Source organism: Corticicoccus populi (assembly GCF_042686195.1).
GTDB lineage: Bacteria > Bacillota > Bacilli > Staphylococcales > Salinicoccaceae > Corticicoccus > Corticicoccus populi.
Map to the genome: position 1 here is coordinate 889,699 of NZ_JBHUOQ010000001.1, position 17,446 is coordinate 907,144.

At 39.2% G+C, this 17,446-nt stretch carries 19 protein-coding genes; 1 reads left to right on the top strand and 18 read right to left on the bottom strand.

Annotated features, from left to right (window positions below; genetic code table 11):
- Window positions 1–10 precede the first annotated feature (10 nt).
- The 13 genes from pyrH to ylqF form a co-directional block, all read right to left on the bottom strand.
- On the bottom strand, window positions 11–733 hold the full coding sequence (pyrH, locus tag ACFSX4_RS04630; RefSeq protein ID WP_377772024.1) for a UMP kinase: 723 nt from the start codon (window positions 731–733) through the stop codon (window positions 11–13).
- Window positions 734–804: 71 nt separating this feature from the next.
- On the bottom strand, window positions 805–1,683 hold the full coding sequence (gene tsf, locus ACFSX4_RS04635) for a translation elongation factor Ts (RefSeq protein ID WP_377772026.1): 879 nt from the start codon (window positions 1,681–1,683) through the stop codon (window positions 805–807).
- 70 nt (window positions 1,684–1,753) lie between these two features.
- Complete coding sequence (gene rpsB, locus ACFSX4_RS04640; RefSeq protein WP_377772028.1) at window positions 1,754–2,524, bottom strand: 30S ribosomal protein S2; 771 nt, start codon at window positions 2,522–2,524, stop codon at window positions 1,754–1,756.
- Window positions 2,525–2,682: 158 nt separating this feature from the next.
- On the bottom strand, window positions 2,683–3,453 hold the full coding sequence (codY, locus tag ACFSX4_RS04645) for a GTP-sensing pleiotropic transcriptional regulator CodY (RefSeq protein WP_377772030.1): 771 nt from the start codon (window positions 3,451–3,453) through the stop codon (window positions 2,683–2,685).
- Between the two features lie 21 nt (window positions 3,454–3,474).
- Window positions 3,475–4,842 carry an ATP-dependent protease ATPase subunit HslU gene (gene hslU, locus ACFSX4_RS04650; RefSeq protein WP_377772032.1) on the bottom strand — a complete coding sequence of 456 codons (1,368 nt, stop codon included), beginning with the start codon at window positions 4,840–4,842 and terminating at the stop codon, window positions 3,475–3,477.
- A 13-nt stretch (window positions 4,843–4,855) separates the two neighbouring features.
- Window positions 4,856–5,383 (bottom strand): HslVU peptidase proteolytic subunit, encoded by a 528-nt coding sequence (gene hslV / locus ACFSX4_RS04655; RefSeq protein ID WP_377772034.1) that lies wholly within the window; start codon window positions 5,381–5,383, stop codon window positions 4,856–4,858.
- A 9-nt stretch (window positions 5,384–5,392) separates the two neighbouring features.
- Window positions 5,393–6,331, bottom strand: coding sequence for a site-specific tyrosine recombinase/integron integrase (gene xerA, locus ACFSX4_RS04660; RefSeq protein ID WP_377772036.1), 939 nt, complete (start codon window positions 6,329–6,331; stop codon window positions 5,393–5,395).
- Between the two features lie 189 nt (window positions 6,332–6,520).
- Window positions 6,521–8,590 (bottom strand): type I DNA topoisomerase, encoded by a 2,070-nt coding sequence (gene topA / locus ACFSX4_RS04665; RefSeq protein ID WP_377772038.1) that lies wholly within the window; start codon window positions 8,588–8,590, stop codon window positions 6,521–6,523.
- Window positions 8,591–8,684: 94 nt separating this feature from the next.
- Window positions 8,685–9,494: a DNA-processing protein DprA gene (gene dprA, locus ACFSX4_RS04670; protein ID WP_377772040.1), complete on the bottom strand. Its 810-nt coding sequence runs from the start codon at window positions 9,492–9,494 to the stop codon at window positions 8,685–8,687.
- Window positions 9,495–9,651: 157 nt separating this feature from the next.
- Complete coding sequence (sucD, locus tag ACFSX4_RS04675; protein WP_377772042.1) at window positions 9,652–10,560, bottom strand: succinate--CoA ligase subunit alpha; 909 nt, start codon at window positions 10,558–10,560, stop codon at window positions 9,652–9,654.
- A gap of 24 nt (window positions 10,561–10,584) precedes the next feature.
- Complete coding sequence (gene sucC, locus ACFSX4_RS04680; RefSeq protein ID WP_377772044.1) at window positions 10,585–11,748, bottom strand: ADP-forming succinate--CoA ligase subunit beta; 1,164 nt, start codon at window positions 11,746–11,748, stop codon at window positions 10,585–10,587.
- An 81-nt stretch (window positions 11,749–11,829) separates the two neighbouring features.
- Window positions 11,830–12,588, bottom strand: a complete 759-nt coding sequence (locus tag ACFSX4_RS04685) for a ribonuclease HII (protein ID WP_377772046.1) — start codon at window positions 12,586–12,588, stop codon at window positions 11,830–11,832.
- Entirely contained in the window at window positions 12,575–13,441 is an 867-nt protein-coding gene (gene ylqF / locus ACFSX4_RS04690) for a ribosome biogenesis GTPase YlqF (protein WP_377772048.1), read from the bottom strand. The genes ACFSX4_RS04685 and ylqF overlap by 14 nt, the downstream gene beginning before the upstream one ends.
- Before the next feature lie 294 nt (window positions 13,442–13,735).
- On the opposite strand from ylqF, the gene ACFSX4_RS04695 reads away from it, so the two are divergent.
- Window positions 13,736–14,131, top strand: coding sequence for a ribosomal protein L7/L12 (locus tag ACFSX4_RS04695; RefSeq protein ID WP_377772050.1), 396 nt, complete (start codon window positions 13,736–13,738; stop codon window positions 14,129–14,131).
- A gap of 41 nt (window positions 14,132–14,172) precedes the next feature.
- On the opposite strand, the gene rplS is transcribed toward ACFSX4_RS04695, so the two are convergent.
- The 5 genes from rplS to ACFSX4_RS04720 all read right to left on the bottom strand — a co-directional run bounded on the left by rplS (window position 14,173) and on the right by ACFSX4_RS04720 (window position 17,360).
- Window positions 14,173–14,520, bottom strand: coding sequence for a 50S ribosomal protein L19 (gene rplS, locus ACFSX4_RS04700; RefSeq protein WP_377772052.1), 348 nt, complete (start codon window positions 14,518–14,520; stop codon window positions 14,173–14,175).
- Between the two features lie 134 nt (window positions 14,521–14,654).
- On the bottom strand, window positions 14,655–15,323 hold the full coding sequence (gene trmD / locus ACFSX4_RS04705) for a tRNA (guanosine(37)-N1)-methyltransferase TrmD (protein WP_377772054.1): 669 nt from the start codon (window positions 15,321–15,323) through the stop codon (window positions 14,655–14,657).
- Window positions 15,320–15,811, bottom strand: coding sequence for a ribosome maturation factor RimM (gene rimM / locus ACFSX4_RS04710; RefSeq protein ID WP_377772056.1), 492 nt, complete (start codon window positions 15,809–15,811; stop codon window positions 15,320–15,322). The genes trmD and rimM overlap by 4 nt, the downstream gene beginning before the upstream one ends.
- 70 nt (window positions 15,812–15,881) lie before the next feature.
- Entirely contained in the window at window positions 15,882–16,583 is a 702-nt protein-coding gene (locus ACFSX4_RS04715) for an aspartate/glutamate racemase family protein (RefSeq protein ID WP_377772058.1), read from the bottom strand.
- A 63-nt stretch (window positions 16,584–16,646) separates the two neighbouring features.
- The gene (locus tag ACFSX4_RS04720; RefSeq protein ID WP_377772060.1) at window positions 16,647–17,360 is read right to left on the bottom strand and encodes a GntR family transcriptional regulator; all 714 of its coding nucleotides are present in this window, start codon (window positions 17,358–17,360) and stop codon (window positions 16,647–16,649) included.
- Window positions 17,361–17,446: the final 86 nt, after the last annotated feature.

A 17,446-nucleotide genomic window follows, 5' to 3' on the forward strand; every position in this document is an offset into this window, starting at 1 on the left:
TTCTCTCCCGTTACTTTTTAATCGTTGTACCGATTGTCTCTCCCGATACAGCTCGTTTGATATTACCTTCTTCTGTAATTGAAAATACCACAAGTGGGATATCGTTGTCCATACAGAATGATGATGCTGTTGAATCCATGACTTGTAAATTCTCCTGCAGCATTTCCATGTATGTTAAGTTATCATACTTAAACGCAGAATCATCAAGTTTAGGATCTGCTGAATAAACACCGTCAACATTATTTTTACCCATTAAAATAACATCAGCTTCCACTTCTGCAGCTCTTAATGCCGCTGTAGTATCCGTAGAGAAATACGGGTTACCGATTCCTGCAGCAAATATAACGATGCGGCCTTTTTCAAGGTGGCGGATTGCTCTTCTTCTAATATAAGGTTCAGCAACCTGTTTCATCTCAATCGATGTTAATACACGTGTTTCGCAGTCCAGCTGTTCAAGACTGTCCTGCAGTGCAAGTGAGTTCATCACTGTAGCAAGCATTCCCATATAATCCGCTGTGCCACGGTCCATGCCTAAGTCACTGCCGACTTTACCTCTCCATATGTTGCCGCCGCCGACGATTACTGCAATCTCAACACCAAGTTTTTTTGCATCTGCCACCTGGCTTGCGATATTTTTAATTACAACCGGGTTAATACCAAAGCCGTCATCACCCGCAAGTGCCTCACCGCTCAATTTTAAAACAATGCGTTTGTATTCGGAAGTTTCAGCCATAACACTTCTCCTCACTATTCATAATCAGTTATTATTTTTTAGAAAAAAAGACACCGAAGTGTCTTAATTTATTATTTATTCACTTGACCCATTACTTCTTCAGCAAAGTTATCTTCTCTTTTTTCAATACCTTCGCCGACTTCGAAACGTACAAAGTCTTTAAGAGTCGCATTATGCTGGCTCAAGAATTTTTCAACTGTTACGTCTGAATCTTTAACAAACGGCTGGTCAACCATGCAGATTTCTTCAAGGTACTTACGCATTCTTCCTTCAACCATTTTATCAACGATTTTTTCAGGTTTACCTTCGTTAAGTGCCTGAGTTCTTAAGATTTCTCTTTCATGATTCAGCTCATCTTCAGATACCTGCTCTTTAGATACAAACTTAGGGTTTAAAGCAGCTGCATGCATTGCTACATCTTTAGCGATAGAAGCATCAGTTGTACCTTCAACAGTCGCTAATACACCGATACGTCCGCCTAAATGCAGATATTCACCGAATGAATCATTGTCTGTTTTAGTTTTGATTTCAAATCTTCTAAGAGTCAGTTTTTCACCGATTTTAGAAACTTCTTCTGTCATTCTGTCTTCAACAGCCTGACCGTTGATTTCAGATTTATTTAAAGTTTCAAGATCTGCAGGTTTAGTTTCAAGAATGTGGTCCGCAATATCCTTAACAAGTTTTTGGAATCCTTCGTTACGTGCAACGAAGTCTGTTTCGGAATTGATTTCAACGATTACTGCATCGTTACCTTTAGATTGAACATATACAGTTCCTTCTGCAGCAACACGGTCTGCTTTTTTAGCAGCTTTCGCGATTCCTTTTTCACGAAGGAAGTCAATCGCTTTATCGATATCTCCATCAGTTTCTTGAAGTGCTTTTTTGCAGTCCATCATACCAGCACCAGTTTTTTCACGAAGTTCTTTTACTAATTTTGCTGTAATAGCCATTCATAGTCCTCCCAGGTATTTATTTTAAAAAAGGTGATAAGAGTCATTACTTATCACCGTTATTGCACTATTATTCGTTATCGCTTTTTTCTTCAGTTGCTTCTGCAGCTTCTTCGTTCAAATCAATGTTCTGCTCTTCAGCAACATCTTCATTGGAAACACCTTGCTGTCCTTCTAAAACAGCATCTGCCATTTTACCAGTCATCAGGCGTACTGCACGAATTGCATCATCGTTTGCAGGGATAACGTAGTCTATTTCATCCGGGTCACAGTTAGTATCAACCATCGCAACGATAGGAATGTTTAATTTTTTCGCTTCTGCAATCGCATTGCGTTCTTTTCTTGGGTCCACGATGAATAATGCTTTAGGCATTTCTTTCATATCACGGATACCGCCAAGGAATTTAATCAAACGATCATATTCTTTACGAAGTTCTCCAACTTCTTTTTTAGGAAGTACATCGAAGATACCGTCTGCTTCCATTTTTTCAATTTCATCAATACGTCTGATACGTTTTGAAATTGTTTTATAGTTAGTCAGAATACCACCGAGCCATCTTTGGTTCACATAAAGCTGTCCAGCTCTTTCAGCTTCTTCTTTGATTGCATCCTGAGCCTGCTTCTTAGTACCAACGAAAAGTACTTTTCCGCCGTCTTCAGAAACACTTTTAACGAAGTCGTAAGCTTCTGCAACCTTTTTAACTGTTTTTTGTAGATCAATGATGTAGATGCCGTTTCTCTCAGTGAAGATATATCTCTTCATTTTTGGGTTCCAACGACGTGTCTGATGTCCGAAATGTACACCAGCTTCAAGCAATTGTTTCATAGTAATAACTGCCATGATAAATTTCCTCCTATTTGTTTTACCTCCAATACTGTTAACATTAACCACTCTAATTGATAAAGAGCACCGGTTAACACACTACAGTATTGTGTGTATTGGCATATTTATGCCGTTTAATAATATATCATATACCTTTAAACAAAGCAACAGATTAATTAGCTGTCTTTTCTAAGTTCAGGAAGGAAGTCCTCTTTTTTCACTTTAATGAAAGTACCCTTCATACCAAGTGAACGTGATTCAATTACGCCTGCACTTTCAAGTTTACGCAGCGCATTAACAATTACAGAACGGGTAATACCGACTCTGTCGGCAACTTTAGACGCTACAAGGAGCCCCTCATCCGCATTTAATTCATCAAAAATGTGTTCAATTGCTTCACGCTCTGAGTATGATAATGAACGGATTGCCATAGCAATACTTGCTTTATCACGCGCTTTTTGTTCGATTTCTTCATGTTTCTCACGAAGAATCTCCATACCTACTACTGTACCCGCATATTCAGCAAGAACTAAATCTTCTTCTTTAAATGAATCAGATTCACGCCCAAGCACCAACGTACCTAAACGTTCACCGCCGCCGTAAATCGGCAGAATGCATGTATCAGACTCCTGGAAAGAATCCTCTGTAGGGAATACTGTTAGTTCATCTTCAAATGCAATATTTTCTAAAGTTTCACTGATTCTCATAATCTTATTGACATAAACATCAGGGAACTGACGATCTTCAAGCATTGCATTAATCCGTTCATTTGTAATCTCCTGGCTGACACCGTATCCAAGCAGACGCCCTCTTCTTGATACGATAAAGACGTTACATTCCAATACGCGGCTGACTTTGTCTGCAACTTCGTTGAAGTCTACCTTTACCCCCGAATGACTTTGAATCAATGTGTTAATCTCTCTTGTTTTTTGTAATAAACTGACCATTTATATACTTCCTTTCTTTTCCTATAATATAAATTCACTTAAATTTCTATCTGCTTTAATTTTATTTAATTTGCCCTGTACATACTGTTTTGTTACTTCTACATGAGCACCTTGCATGCCGCTTGCTTCAAACAATAATTCTTCCAGCAGTGTTTCAAGAATAGTATGCAGACGTCTGGCACCGATATCATCAGTGTCTGTGTTAACCTGAAACGCAATATCGGCAAGTTCTGTAATGGCTTCATCCGTAAATGAAATCGTTACATCTTCCGTTTGAAGGAGTGCTTCATACTGCTTCAAGAGAGAACTCCTCGGTTCCTTTAGAATCTTCTCAAAGTCCTCTGCTTTCAACTTGTCAAGTTCCACACGAATCGGGAAACGTCCCTGCAGTTCAGGAATTAAGTCACTCGGTTTTGAAACATGGAATGCTCCGGCACCGATAAACAGAATGTGTTCCGTATTAATCGGACCATACTTTGTTTGAATTCGTCCGCCTTCAACAATCGGCAGAATGTCACGCTGGACACCCTCTCTTGAAACATCACCTGAATTTTGATTGCTTTTTGCAATTTTATCCATTTCATCAATGAAAATAATGCCCATCGTTTCAGCAAGCTGGATTGCCTCATCATTAACACCGTCCGTATCAATCAGCTTTTCTGCTTCTTCACGTTTTAAATATTCACGCGCAGATTTTACAGGAAGCGTTCGTTTGTGCTTTTTCTTCGGCATAAACTGCTTCAGCATATCCTGCATACCGCTGTCATCCATTCCAGGCATCATCATACCGGAAGGATTCTGTTCCTGTTCGACATCAATTGTCACTTCAACATTCTCAAGCTTCCCGTCCTCAAGATCCCGTTTAATTTCAGACCGTTTGGTCTTCACATCATCCGTTACCTCTTCATACTCTTCACCTTGTTGATTCATCAGCATCTCAAACGGGTTGGATGCCTGCTTGGTGCGTTTCTTTCCCGGGGCAATCAGTCCGGCAAGGCGGACATTGGCGAGACGGAGTGCATCTTCTTCAACTGCTGCCATCTTTTCATCTTTGACTATATTCACACTGACTTCCACCAGGTCTCTAATCATGCTCTCAACATCTCTACCCACATAGCCGACTTCAGTAAACTTAGTCGCTTCCACTTTAGTGAAAGGTGCTCCGGTCAGCTTGGCCATTCTCCGTGCAATCTCTGTTTTTCCGACACCTGTCGGACCAATCATTAAAATATTCTTCGGAATCACTTCATCTCTTAAATCATCATCCAAAAGCATTCTTCGGAAACGGTTTCTCATAGCTATTGCTACTTTACGTTTTGCATCATTCTGCCCGATGATATCTTCATCAAGACGTGCTGTAATTTCCCTCGGAGTAAGGTTTTGTCTCAATGTCAACGCTCCTTTAATCTATTGTTTCCACAATGATATTATCATTTGTAAATACACATATTTCACTTGCGATACCGAGACTGTCTTTCGCAATAGTCTCCGCACTTAAATGTTCACCGTGTTTTGTCATTGCGCGTCCCGCAGCGAGTGCATAGTTCCCGCCGCTGCCGATTGCAAGAATACCGTCATCCGGTTCAATCACTTCACCAGTACCCGATACTAAAAGAAGTGTATCCTTATCCATCACAATAAGCATCGCTTCCAGTTGACGCAGAATTTTATCCCCGCGCCACTCTTTTGCAAGTTCCACAGCTGCTCTTTGGAGGTTGCCGTTGTATGAGTGCAGATTCGCTTCAAACTTTTCAAATAAAGTAAATGCATCTGCCACACTTCCCGCAAAACCCGCAACCACTTTACCATCAAAAAGGCGTCTTACCTTTTTAGCAGTATGTTTCATTACCACCTGGTTGCCGAGTGTCACCTGTCCATCACCCGCCATCGCTTTTGAGCCCTGATGATTAATCGCAAAAATCGTTGTCATTATTCATTGTCACCTCTTTTTATTTCCTGGATGTGCATTCATATACGTTTTTCTCAACTGCTCTTTTGATACATGCGTATATCTCTGTGTCGTTGACAGTGAATCATGGCCGAGCAGGTCCTGAACCGCCCTGAGATCTGCACCGTTATTCAGCATATGTGTTGCAAAGCTGTGTCTGATTTTATGAGGATGCAGATGAAACGCAGCACTGCTTTTTTTTACCATCATATCCACGATGTATCTTAAACCTCTTGAAGTCAGTGCCGCACCTCTATGGTTCACCCATAACGACCCGCATGCATTAATGTCATATGAAAACTCATCAATATACTGCTGCAGTGCCTCTTTTGCACTGTCATTGAAAGGAACAATTCTTTCCTTGTTTCCTTTACCCGTCACTTTCAGCAGCTGATAATCCAAATCAATACGTGACAGCCTGAGAGATAACAGCTCACTTGAACGAATACCCGTCGCATAAAACAGCTCCAGCACTGCCAAATCACGTGAATACATCTTTGACTGTTTATCCAGCGAATCAAACAGCATTTGAATTTCATTTTCATATAAAAATGAAGGGAGCGGTTTATCTTTTTTCGGGAAAGGCAGATTGACAAAAGGATTCGCTTCAACCTCGCCTGAATCTATCAAGTAATTATAAAAGCTTCTTAAGGCTGAAATTTTTCTCGAAACGGTTGTTTTTTTATGATTTTTATCATATAGATATGTCAAATAACCTCTTGCATCAATATATTTAAAACTGAAAATATCGAGAGACTCTGTTTCAATATAACGAATAAATTCCATTATATCCAAACGATAACTCGATACTGTGTGCTCAGATAAATTACGTTGAAAAGTCAGCTGCTCTAAAAACGCATTTAGTGCTTCAATGACTTCACCCCCCATTAATCTGAATTTTATCACAATTTTAAATTCATAAGCAATCATTTAATATACGGCTGAATATACCTTTGAAATTACCAACAACTATTCTAATATATTTCAAAGCAAATTGCACATAATAATATGAATATTAATAATATCTTAACAATTATTTTCATATGTTCCATTTTAAAAGTTCTAAAATAAGAAAAATAAACGGAAAACCCATTGTTTCAAGGCTTTCCGAAAAATTTATTAATTATTTTCTTTTTCAGTATAATCACAATTTGAACATTTAACTTGTGATTTCTTTCCTTTTTTAGCTTCAACCAGATAATGGTCACATTTCGGACAATTTCTTGCGATTGGTTTATCCCATGAGATAAAGTCACATTCCGGATACTGGTCACAGCCGTAGAATAATCTGTTCTTTTTGGATTTTCGTTCTACAACTTCCCCTTTTTCACATTTCGGACATTTCACACCGATTGTCTTAACAATCGCTTTTGTATTTCTGCAGTCCGGGAAGTTTGAACATGCCATAAATTTTCCGTAGCGTCCGAGTTTATAAACCATTTCCGAACCGCATTTTTCACATTTCTCTCCTGCCGGCTCATCTTTGATTTCAATTTTCTCCATTTCTTCTTCAGCACGTTTGACCTGCGGTTCAAAACCTTTATAAAAGTCATCAATGACTGTTACCCATGTTAAATCACCATCAGCAATATCATCCAGTCTGCTTTCCATGGAGCGGGTGAAATCTACGTCAATAATATCAGGGAAGTATTCATTCATAGACTGGTTGACGATTTCACCGATTTCAGTCGGAACAAAACGTTTTTGATCCAGCCGGACGTAATTTCTTTTTTGAATAGTATCAAGAGTCGGCGCGAAAGTTGACGGACGGCCGATTCCAAGCTCCTCCAGAGTTTTTACAAGTCGTGCCTCTGTAAATCTCGGCGGCGGCTGAGTGAAGTGCTGTGCAGGTTTAATTTCTTCCGCCTTAACAACCTCGTCCTCTTTTATATCAGGCAGACGATTATTCAGATTTTCATCTTCATCATCTTTACCTTCCACATAAATCTGCATGAAACCTTTAAATTTAATAGTCTGCCCGTTACTTCTGAAAATCACTCCGTTATTGGATAATTCCATTTTAACAGTATCTAAAACAGCAGGTGACATTAAACTTGCTATGAAACGGTCCCATATTAATTTATAGAGACGGTATTGATCACGCGTCAAATACGGTTTAATTTTCTCAGGAGGACGGCTTACAGACGTCGGACGTACTGCTTCGTGAGCATCCTGTGCAGATTCACTCTGCTTGCGTTTTTTCTTTGGTCCGACATGATCACTGCCGTATTTTTCCTTAATGAATTCAGCCGCTTCTGCTTCAGCTACAGGTGATATACGTGTTGAGTCTGTTCTCATATAAGTAATGAGTCCGACTGTCCCCTGTCCCTTAATATCAATACCTTCATAAAGCTGCTGGGCAACCATCATCGTTTTACGTGCTTTGAAATTCAGCTTGCGGGCTGCTTCCTGCTGCAGAGATGAAGTTGTAAAACTTTGTGCAGGGTAGCGTTTCTTTTCCTTTTTCTCTACAGTATCTACCTTAAAGTCATCACCCTTAATTTTTGCCAGTACTTCATTCACATCTTTTTCAGTTGAAAGTTTAATCTTTTTATCAGAAAGGCGATTAAACTTCCCTTCGAAGTTCTTTCTTTTATGCTTGAATGTTCCTGTAATGGACCAGTACTCTTCAGGCTTAAAATTCCTTATTTCATTTTCTCTGTCAATAATCAATCTGAGCGCAACAGACTGTACACGCCCTGCTGATAATCCTTTTTTCACTTTCTTCCACAATACAGGAGAAATATTGTACCCTACCAATCTGTCAAGGATACGTCTTGCCTGCTGGGCATCAACAAGCTTTTGATTAATTTCACTTGGATGTTTAAAACTGTCTTTAACTGCGTCTTTTGTAATTTCATTAAAAACCACGCGTTGATATTCATTATCTTCTCCCAATGCATGTGCTAAATGCCATGCAATAGCTTCACCTTCACGGTCAGGGTCACTTGCAAGAAAAATTTTCTTTGCTTTTTTGGCTTCTTTTTTTAAATCTTTTAATAAAGGGCCTTTTCCACGAATAGTAATGTACTTCGGTTCGTAATTATTTTCCGTGTCGATTCCTGTCTGACTGCGAGGTAAATCCCGAACGTGTCCCATTGACGCAACGACTTTATAACGTTTGCCTAAATACTTTTCAATCGTCTTCGCTTTTGCAGGGGACTCAACAATTACCAGATTATCTGCCACCGTTCGATTACCTCCTTTAGTAATTCTATTTTCAAGTCCAAATATTAAGTGCAAAAATTTGCTTTGTCAACTGTAAAATACTTTTTGTGTCTTTTTAAACTAAATAATCCGGGTTTAATTCCTGAATAATATCACTCGATGAAAGCACTGATTTTGCGCCTTCCTGGATTCTTTTATTGGTCCCTGTGCTTAATGCCGACGTGATATTTCCCGGCAGACACATGCCCGACCGGTTTTCATTTAAAGCCATATCGAGTGTAATCAAACTGCCGCTGTTTTCTTCCGCCTCTGTTACGAGAATCCCTTTTGAAAGACCTGAAATAATACGGTTCCGTCCGATAAATTTCCATTTTTCTATAGTTGAATGCGGGGGATATTCACTGATTGTCAGCCCTTTATCTTCAATTATCTGTCTCGTTTTTTCTGTTGTTTTCGGATAATGAATATCATGACCGAATGCCAGTATTCCAATTGTTTTCACATCATTAATAAGGCTCACCGTATGGGCTGTTTCATCCGCGCCGTACGCAAGTCCTGAGACAATCACATATTCTTTAAGCTCCGGGATCAATGTTTCCAGTGACTTCCTCGTGTATGCCCCTGCCTTACGGCTGCCTACAACGCCGAGCATATCACGGTTCAGAAGAGACGAGTCCCCTTTCAAATACAGTATATACGGGGGATCATAAATTTCTTTTAACAGATGAGGATATTCATCCTCCAAAATCGTTACTGTGGATATCTCTTTTTCTTTCAGTTTTTCTTTTAAAAATACTGGGTTTAAAGATGATGCGTAGTTTATTTTTTTCTTCAAACCACCCGTCATTACGCTGGATTGTTTTTCCGTCATCTGTTTGTATTCAAGCGCTGTAACACCTGCATAGGATAATGTAATCAGTTCCATTTCGACCTCCGTATTTTAGTATCTATATTATAGTAGAAACTAATCATAATTACGCATTACATTCCATTAACAAAATACTGCCGAAAACAGACAAAAAAGAACAGCCTGATGTTCATCAGACTGCTCTTTTAATATAAACATGATGTTTATATGACATTTACTTTACAGTTAAACATTTTTCATATAAACCATCTTCTTTTTTAATACGTTCAATAAGCGTCTCACCAATTTCAGAAGGTGTGTCCGCTGTTTCAATGCCGCACGCATTCATTGTTTTGATTTTTTCGTCTGCAGTCCCTTTACCGCCGGAAATAATCGCACCGGCATGGCCCATACGCTTTCCTGGAGGGGCTGTCACACCACCGATGAAGCCGACAACAGGTTTAGTCATGTTTTCTTTCACCCATTCTGCCGCTTCTTCTTCAGCAGTTCCGCCGATTTCACCAATCATTACAACTGCATACGTTTCAGGGTCTTCATTAAATGCTTCCAGAGCATCAATAAAGTTTGTACCGTTAACCGGGTCCCCGCCGATTCCAACGGCTGTTGTCTGGCCGATTCCAGCCTGGGTTAACTGATGAACCGCCTCATAAGTCAGTGTACCTGAACGGCTGACTACGCCGACATGTCCTTTTTTATGAATATAACCCGGCATGATTCCGATTTTACATTCATCTGCAGTGATTACACCAGGACAGTTAGGTCCGACAAGACGTGTTTTCTTGCCTTCTAAATAACGTTTCACTTTTACCATATCAAGAACCGGAATATGCTCAGTAATACAAATTGCCATATCCAGTTCAGCATTTGCGCACTCGATGATAGAGTCTGCAGCAAATGGTGCAGGCACGTAAATGACAGAAACTGTCGCACCGGTTGCTTCTTTTGCTTCTTCAACAGTATTGAATACAGGCACACCTTCCACTTCCTGGCCGCCTTTACCTGGAGTTACACCGGCAACAATTTTAGTGCCATACTCAAGCATCTGCGTTGTATGGAAATGTGCTGTTGCACCAGTAATTCCTTGTACCATTACTTTTGTATCTTTATCAATAAAAACACTCACAGTAAATTCCTCCGTTATCGATTATTATTTTCCAACTGCTTCAATAATTTTCTGTGCACCTTCAGCCATTGTACCTGCCGGGATAATGTCATATCCTGATTCTTCCAGGATTTTTTTACCTTTATCAACATTTGTACCTTCAAGGCGTACCACTAAAGGAATTTCAAGACCGACATTTTCAACTGCACCGACAACACCTTCAGCAATGACATCACATTTCATGATTCCGCCGAAAATGTTTACAAAAATACCTTTCACACCTTCGTCACCAAGAATGATTTTGAATGCTTCGGTAACTTTCTCAGTCGTTGCACCGCCCCCTACATCAAGGAAGTTTGCGGGCGTTCCGCCGAAATGATTGATTGTATCCATCGTTGCCATCGCAAGTCCTGCACCGTTAACCATACAGCCGATATTGCCGTCTAATGCAACATAGGACAAGTCATATTTTGAAGCCTGGATTTCTTTTGGATCTTCTTCTTCCAAGTCACGGAGTTCAACGATTTTCTTTTGTCTGAAAAGTGCATTGGCATCAAAGTTAATCTTTGCATCAAGTGCAAGGACGTCACCTTCACCAGTTGTTACAAGTGGATTGATTTCAACAATTGAGCAATCTGTATCGATAAATACTTTGTATAAAGACAGAATTAATTTAGCTGCCTTTCCTACAGATTCCTTAGGAATATTTATATTGAAAGCGAGACGTCTTGCCTGATAAGGCATCAAGCCGACAACAGGGTCAACGACTTCTTTAAAGATTTTTTCAGGTGTTTCTGCTGCAACCTCTTCAATCTCAGTTCCGCCTTCTTCGGACCCCATTAATACAACACGGTCTGTCGCACGGTCCACTACAAAGCCGATATAATATTCTTTTTGAATATCGCAGCCTTCTTCGACGAGAAGACGCTGTACTTCTTTACCTTCAGGTCCTGTTTGATGTGTAACCAATACTTTACCAAGCAGTTCTTTAGCATAATCTTTCACTTCATCCAAAGATTTAGCAATTTTGACACCGCCTGCTTTACCTCTTCCACCTGCGTGGATTTGAGCTTTAACAACATAGACTTTAGAGTCCAGTTCTTTAGCTACACTAACAGCTTCTTCCGGAGTGTAAGCGACACCGCCGTTCGGTACGTTTACGCCCATGGAGCGAAAGATTTCTTTCCCTTGATACTCATGGATATTCATGTTCATCCTCCTAAGACTTTTTATAACACTGTACATTTCAATTATAGAAAACGCATACTTCATTGTAAACAACGATGTTTACTATTTTACAGTAAATTTCGACTTTATTGGTTCAAATGTCTTTCTATGAATCGGAGTAATCCCATTTTTTTCTAAACCATCCAGATGTGTGGAAGTCCCGTAACCTTTGTTTTTGCTGAAATCATATCCTGGATACTTTAAATCATATGCTTCCATCATGCTGTCTCTTGTTGTCTTCGCTATAATACTTGCAGCTGCGATTGAAACACTTCTCTGGTCACCCTTAATCAGGGATGTTTCTTCAATACCACAGTTTAAGGTCATCGCATCCACTAAAAGATGATCCGGCTGTTTTTTTAAATTGGAAACAGCTCTTTTCATGGCACATTTAGCCGCTTCATATATATTCATTTCATCAATTTCTTCAACCGTTGCAATTCCTATTCCGTAATCTGCTTCCTGCATAATAATTTCACGAAAGGAAAGCCGTTTTTTTAATGACAGCTTCTTTGAATCATTGAGTCCCGGCAGATAAAAATCAGCAGGCAGAATCACCGCAGCGGCTACAACTTCTCCCGCGAGCGGTCCTCTCCCTGCTTCATCAATACCGGCAACAAAGCTGTCGGTATGCTGTAATTCAAACGCCATCATTTCATGATATTCATCACGAAGCTGTATTTCTTTTACCAGCTGGTTCCGACGTGATTTTAATGCATTTTGAACACCTTTACGCGGATCCTCCTGATACTCGGAGGACTGCAGTGCTTCAAGTGTATTAATGCATTTAATATCAGAGACAGACGATTTAATGGTCTTCATTATAATCCTCAACCTTATCAAATGTGTACGCACCGATTTTACCCTGTCTGATATCATAAATAATCCGCAGTGTAACGGCCTCATAATTAATTTCATTGCCGCTCATTTTAAGTCCTCTTGAAATTCCGACTTTATCATAGACTTTTACAATCTCTGTATCTTCAGTGATATCGATATTATAGAATTTATTAAAATCTTCAAGTGCATTCTGCTGCATATACTGGATACCGAAAATCGCCACCTCATCAAGCGGCACCACAGAATCTTTAATCGCCCCTGTTAAAGAGAGTTTTTTACCTACTGTCTCATCCTCAAACTTCGGCCATAAAATTCCCGGCGTATCCAGGAGTTCCATTCGTTTACCGGCTTTAATCCACTGCTGCTTTTTAGTTACACCAGGTGTGTTGCCGGTCTTTGCGATATTTTTCTTCGCGATATTATTGATGACTGTAGACTTTCCGGCATTTGGAATTCCGATGATCATCGCACGGATTGCACGCTTATTTATCCCTTTGTTTTCCATTCTCTCAAAAATTTCAGCTGTTGCTCTTTCAGCAGCAGGTTCAATTTTATTCATAATGTTATTCATTTTGCCGTACAGCGTAATGGGATGCTGGCCTTTTCTCTTAAAATGACTCATCCACTTATCAGTTTCACGCTCATCCGCTAAATCCATCTTGTTTAAAATAATGACACGCGGCTTATGATCCGTGATTTCATCAAGCATCGGATTATGGCTGGAATATGGAATACGTGCATCTAAAATCTCAATTACAACATCTACTTTTTTTAAATTTTCTTCAATCTGCCGGCGGGCTTTAGCCATATGTCCGGGAAACCAGTTAATACTCATTTTAATTACAGTCCTTTCTTCAGTCTGAGATATTACTCAGTTTTAATTATTCATTTATACTTCTATATTCAACGCTACTCTATCATAGTTATCTTGCATTAAATTGTCTAGTCTTTTTGAAATTTTATGTTGAAGAATTTTCTAAAGACACGTGATTAAAAAAATAGGACGTCATTGTTAACGAGATTCACACTGAATTCTTTACTTTATACCATTTATATACCCAAACATTATATAATATAATGTTTAAATTCCGGCCGGATGTGCTATTAACTATTAAAGGAGGTGACCTTCATGACGCTCGAATTTATTTTAATTCTACTAGTCATTATAATGATTATTTCATTTATACTTGCGAAAATAAAAAAGAGGCCGAAACAAGATTTCCGAAGTGTTGATTCTGTTCTGCCGGAAGTGAGGGAGAGACTGAATAGTGATGAAGATTCTGTAAAAATAATTAAGTATGTCCGGGAGGAAACAGGACTCGGCCTTATCGATGCAAAGGCTTTAGTTGACCGGGAAAAAGGTGATGGCACGCGGATGGATGACAAAGAATTAGCTGATTCTGTTGACGCGATGCTTCTTGAAGGAGAAAGTGAAATAAAAATCATTAAACATGTGAGGACAGAAACCGGCCTCGGTCTTAAGGACGCGAAGGATTATGTAGATGAAGTAAAAAATAAGCAGTAAAAAAACCCTTGGATATCCAAGGGTTTTCATCTAATCGATGATTATCGAATTTCTTTAATACGCGCTGCTTTACCGCGAAGGTTACGCAGGTAGTACAATTTAGCACGACGTACACGACCACGACGTGTCACTTCGATTTTTTCGATTTTTGGTGTGTGTACAGGGAAAGTACGTTCAACACCAACACCGTAAGAAATTTTACGTACAGTGAAAGTTTCAGAAATACCGCCGCCGCGACGTTTGATTACGACACCTTCAAACACCTGGATTCTTTCACGGCTTCCCTCTATGATACGTACGTGAACACGTACAGTGTCTCCTGATTTGAATTCAGGAAGATCTGATTTAAGCTGACTTTGTGTCAACTCGTTAATAAGTTGTTGTGACATTATATTCTTCTCCTTCTTCCAATTATCTTGCCGGTTATAGCAGCGGATGATTGTGATATGTGCGTTTTGCACTCGTATAATATTACCATATTGTAAAGTGTGTTTCAACTCTAACTTCGTTAATTTCTTCTATATTAATTATCCAGTAAATCCGGACGGCGTTCACGCGTCCGTTTCAGGCTTTCTTCAGTTCTCCACTCTTCAATCAGCTTATGATTCCCGCTGATCAGTACATCCGGCACTTTCATACCTCGGTATTCACGCGGCCGTGTATAATGTGGATGTTCAAGCATTCCCGTTGAAAAAGAGTCCTCCTGATGACTTGCCTCATTTGACAGTACACCCGGAATCAGCCGGACAATCGCATCTGTCATCGTCATACTTGCAAGTTCACCGCCTGTAAGTACATAGTCTCCGATGGACACTTCATCAGTCACCAATGTTCTGATTCTTTCATCATATCCTTCATAATGACCGCTGATGAACACAATATTCTCTTCTGTTGATAAATCTTCAGCCATTTTCTGATTAAACGGACTGCCCTGCGGACACAGTAAAATCACTCTCGGTTTTTCAACATTGATTTTATCCATGGCGTTAAAAATCGGTTCGGGTTTCAACACCATACCGGCACCGCCGCCGTATGGATAGTCATCCACTTTATTATGTTTGTCCTCCGAATAATCACGGAAGTTAATCAAGTGGTAATCGACAATCCCTTTTTCCTTTGCACGGGCTAAAATAGAGGAATTCAGTACACCCTCATACATCTCTGGAAAGAGTGTCAAATAGTGTATATTCATTCAAGAAGACCCTCCATAGGAGTTATCGTGACTAGTTCGTTTTCAAGATCAATATCAGTGATAATATCTTCAATATAAGGAATCATGTATTCTTTGTCACCCTTGACCACCCATACATCATTGGCACCTGTTTGAATAATATTGATGACTTTTCCGAGGGTACGGCCGTCATCAGTCTCAACATTCAGACCAATGATTTCATCAAAATGAAATTCCCCCTCTTCAAGGGTCAACTCAACACTTTCATCATCCTGAAGCACATCTTTGCCTTTTAAATGTTCGACTTCGTTAATGTTTGTTACTCCTTCAAATTTAACTAAATGAAAGTTTTTATGTGTGCGGTATTGAGTGATTTCATAGTTCTCATTATTTATCTTAACAATATTGCCCGGCGCAAATCGTTCAGCAGTAAAATCCGAGGCACTTACAATTTTAACTTCACCTTTGATGCCGTGAAAATTTACGACTCTGCCTATTGTAATATCCATTTATTCATCCACCTTATCCATTTCTCTTAACAGTAATATATATTATACGGGTTTTAACTGTCACCGTAAATCAAATTTCTTCATTTGCCAGTGCATAGTTTACAGCCTCATGCGCATGAATTTCAGTCGTATCAAATAACGGCAGAGCGGAATCTGACTGATCAATCAAAAGACCGATTTCAGTACATCCGAGAATAATCCCTTCTGCTCCCCTGTCAGCAAGTCTCCGGATGACCGAACAGTACTGTTCTTTGGATTCCGTTTTAATCTCTCCTCGGCATAATTCTTCAAAAATGATAGTATTAATCAGCTCCCGGTCTGCTTCATCCGGCACTATAATATTGATTCCTGAATCCTTAATTCTCCCTTTATAGAAATCCTGCTCCATTGTATATTTTGTACCGAGAAGCCCTGCTGTTTTTATGCCTTCCTCTTTAATCACCTGAGCTGTTGCATCTGCGATATGCAGAACCGGTATATTTATTTCCTTCTGAATATATTCCGACACCTTATGCATCGTATTGGTACAAATCAATATAAAATCAGCACCCGCCTGTTCAAGTAAAAGAGCTGCCCGCTTTAAAATATCCGCTGCATCACCCCACCTGCCCTCTGACTGGCAGCGTTCTATAATTTCAAAATCAACACTGTACAGTATACATTCAGCAGAATGAAGGCCACCTAGCCTGTTGTTGATTTCTTCGTTTATCATCCGGTAGTATTCTGCTGTAGATTCAAAGCTCATACCCCCGATTAAACCGATTGTTTTCATGTTCATTCCTCCAGACAAAATATTAAAAACTCCTACTGTTATTCTACATGCTGAAATTTGTGATTACCTTGCTCTGTACTGATGATTTGCGGGTTCAAATGGTGTAAAGTACGTTACTGAGTAATCAAGGCTGATCATTTCGCTGTACTCAAAAATTCTACCGTCTTCTAAAATACCTCTGTTAATAATCTTCATTGCGGGTTCACCTTTTTTACAATTTAAAAGTTCTGCATCTTCTTTGGATATAGAAACAGGTGTATAAGTAGTTATGAAATGAGATATTTTATATCCTGCGTTTTGAACAAACTCGTGAACTGATTGTGTAATCACTTTTTCAGTTATCTCAGGAAACAGCTGATAAGGAAGCCATGACGTTTCAATTTGTCTTTTTTGATAGTCAATAATTCTTACACGCTTATACTCCCATAATTTCTTCCCCTTAGAATTCAGATCAAAGATTTTTAATAATTCATCACTGGATTGTATCTTTTTAAGATACACAATTTTTGATTGAATTTCCGTAAATTTTTTTTGCGTTAAAGAATTATATATTAAAGGACCTTTATACTTTGTGTCCATTACAATCGAACCCGATCCATGAATTACTTTGATACTTCCTATTTCTACAAGTTTTTTTACAGCTTCTCTGATAGTATAACGGGATACTCCGTAAATATCAGCCAATGTTCTTTCAGTAGGAAGCTTTTGACCTGCTTTATATTTATTCTGATATATTTTACTGAGAATATCGTCTGAAACAAAGTCTCTTTTCTTCAAATTCATTCCTCCCTCCCCATATTTACTATCAATTATGAACTATTTATTTTTCCATGTCATGAATCTCATTACAGAAAACGCTGTCA

Bases quoted from the DNA above. Each gene is read 5' to 3' on its own strand.
- pyrH (WP_377772024.1), bottom strand. From the start codon at position 733: ATGGCTGAAACTTCCGAATACAAACGCATTGTTTTAAAATTGAGCGGT.
- tsf (WP_377772026.1), bottom strand. From the start codon at position 1,683: ATGGCTATTACAGCAAAATTAGTAAAAGAACTTCGTGAAAAAACTGGT.
- rpsB (WP_377772028.1), bottom strand. From the start codon at position 2,524: ATGGCAGTTATTACTATGAAACAATTGCTTGAAGCTGGTGTACATTTC.
- codY (WP_377772030.1), bottom strand. From the start codon at position 3,453: ATGGTCAGTTTATTACAAAAAACAAGAGAGATTAACACATTGATTCAA.
- hslV (WP_377772034.1), bottom strand. From the start codon at position 5,383: ATGACAACGATTTTTGCGATTAATCATCAGGGCTCAAAAGCGATGGCG.
- xerA (WP_377772036.1), bottom strand. From the start codon at position 6,331: ATGATTGCTTATGAATTTAAAATTGTGATAAAATTCAGATTAATGGGG.
- dprA (WP_377772040.1), bottom strand. From the start codon at position 9,494: ATGGAACTGATTACATTATCCTATGCAGGTGTTACAGCGCTTGAATAC.
- sucC (WP_377772044.1), bottom strand. From the start codon at position 11,748: ATGAATATCCATGAGTATCAAGGGAAAGAAATCTTTCGCTCCATGGGC.
- ACFSX4_RS04685 (WP_377772046.1), bottom strand. From the start codon at position 12,588: ATGAAGACCATTAAATCGTCTGTCTCTGATATTAAATGCATTAATACA.
- ylqF (WP_377772048.1), bottom strand. From the start codon at position 13,441: ATGAGTATTAACTGGTTTCCCGGACATATGGCTAAAGCCCGCCGGCAG.
- ACFSX4_RS04695 (WP_377772050.1), top strand. From the start codon at position 13,736: ATGACGCTCGAATTTATTTTAATTCTACTAGTCATTATAATGATTATT.
- rplS (WP_377772052.1), bottom strand. From the start codon at position 14,520: ATGTCACAACAACTTATTAACGAGTTGACACAAAGTCAGCTTAAATCA.
- trmD (WP_377772054.1), bottom strand. From the start codon at position 15,323: ATGAATATACACTATTTGACACTCTTTCCAGAGATGTATGAGGGTGTA.
- rimM (WP_377772056.1), bottom strand. From the start codon at position 15,811: ATGGATATTACAATAGGCAGAGTCGTAAATTTTCACGGCATCAAAGGT.
- ACFSX4_RS04715 (WP_377772058.1), bottom strand. From the start codon at position 16,583: ATGAAAACAATCGGTTTAATCGGGGGTATGAGCTTTGAATCTACAGCA.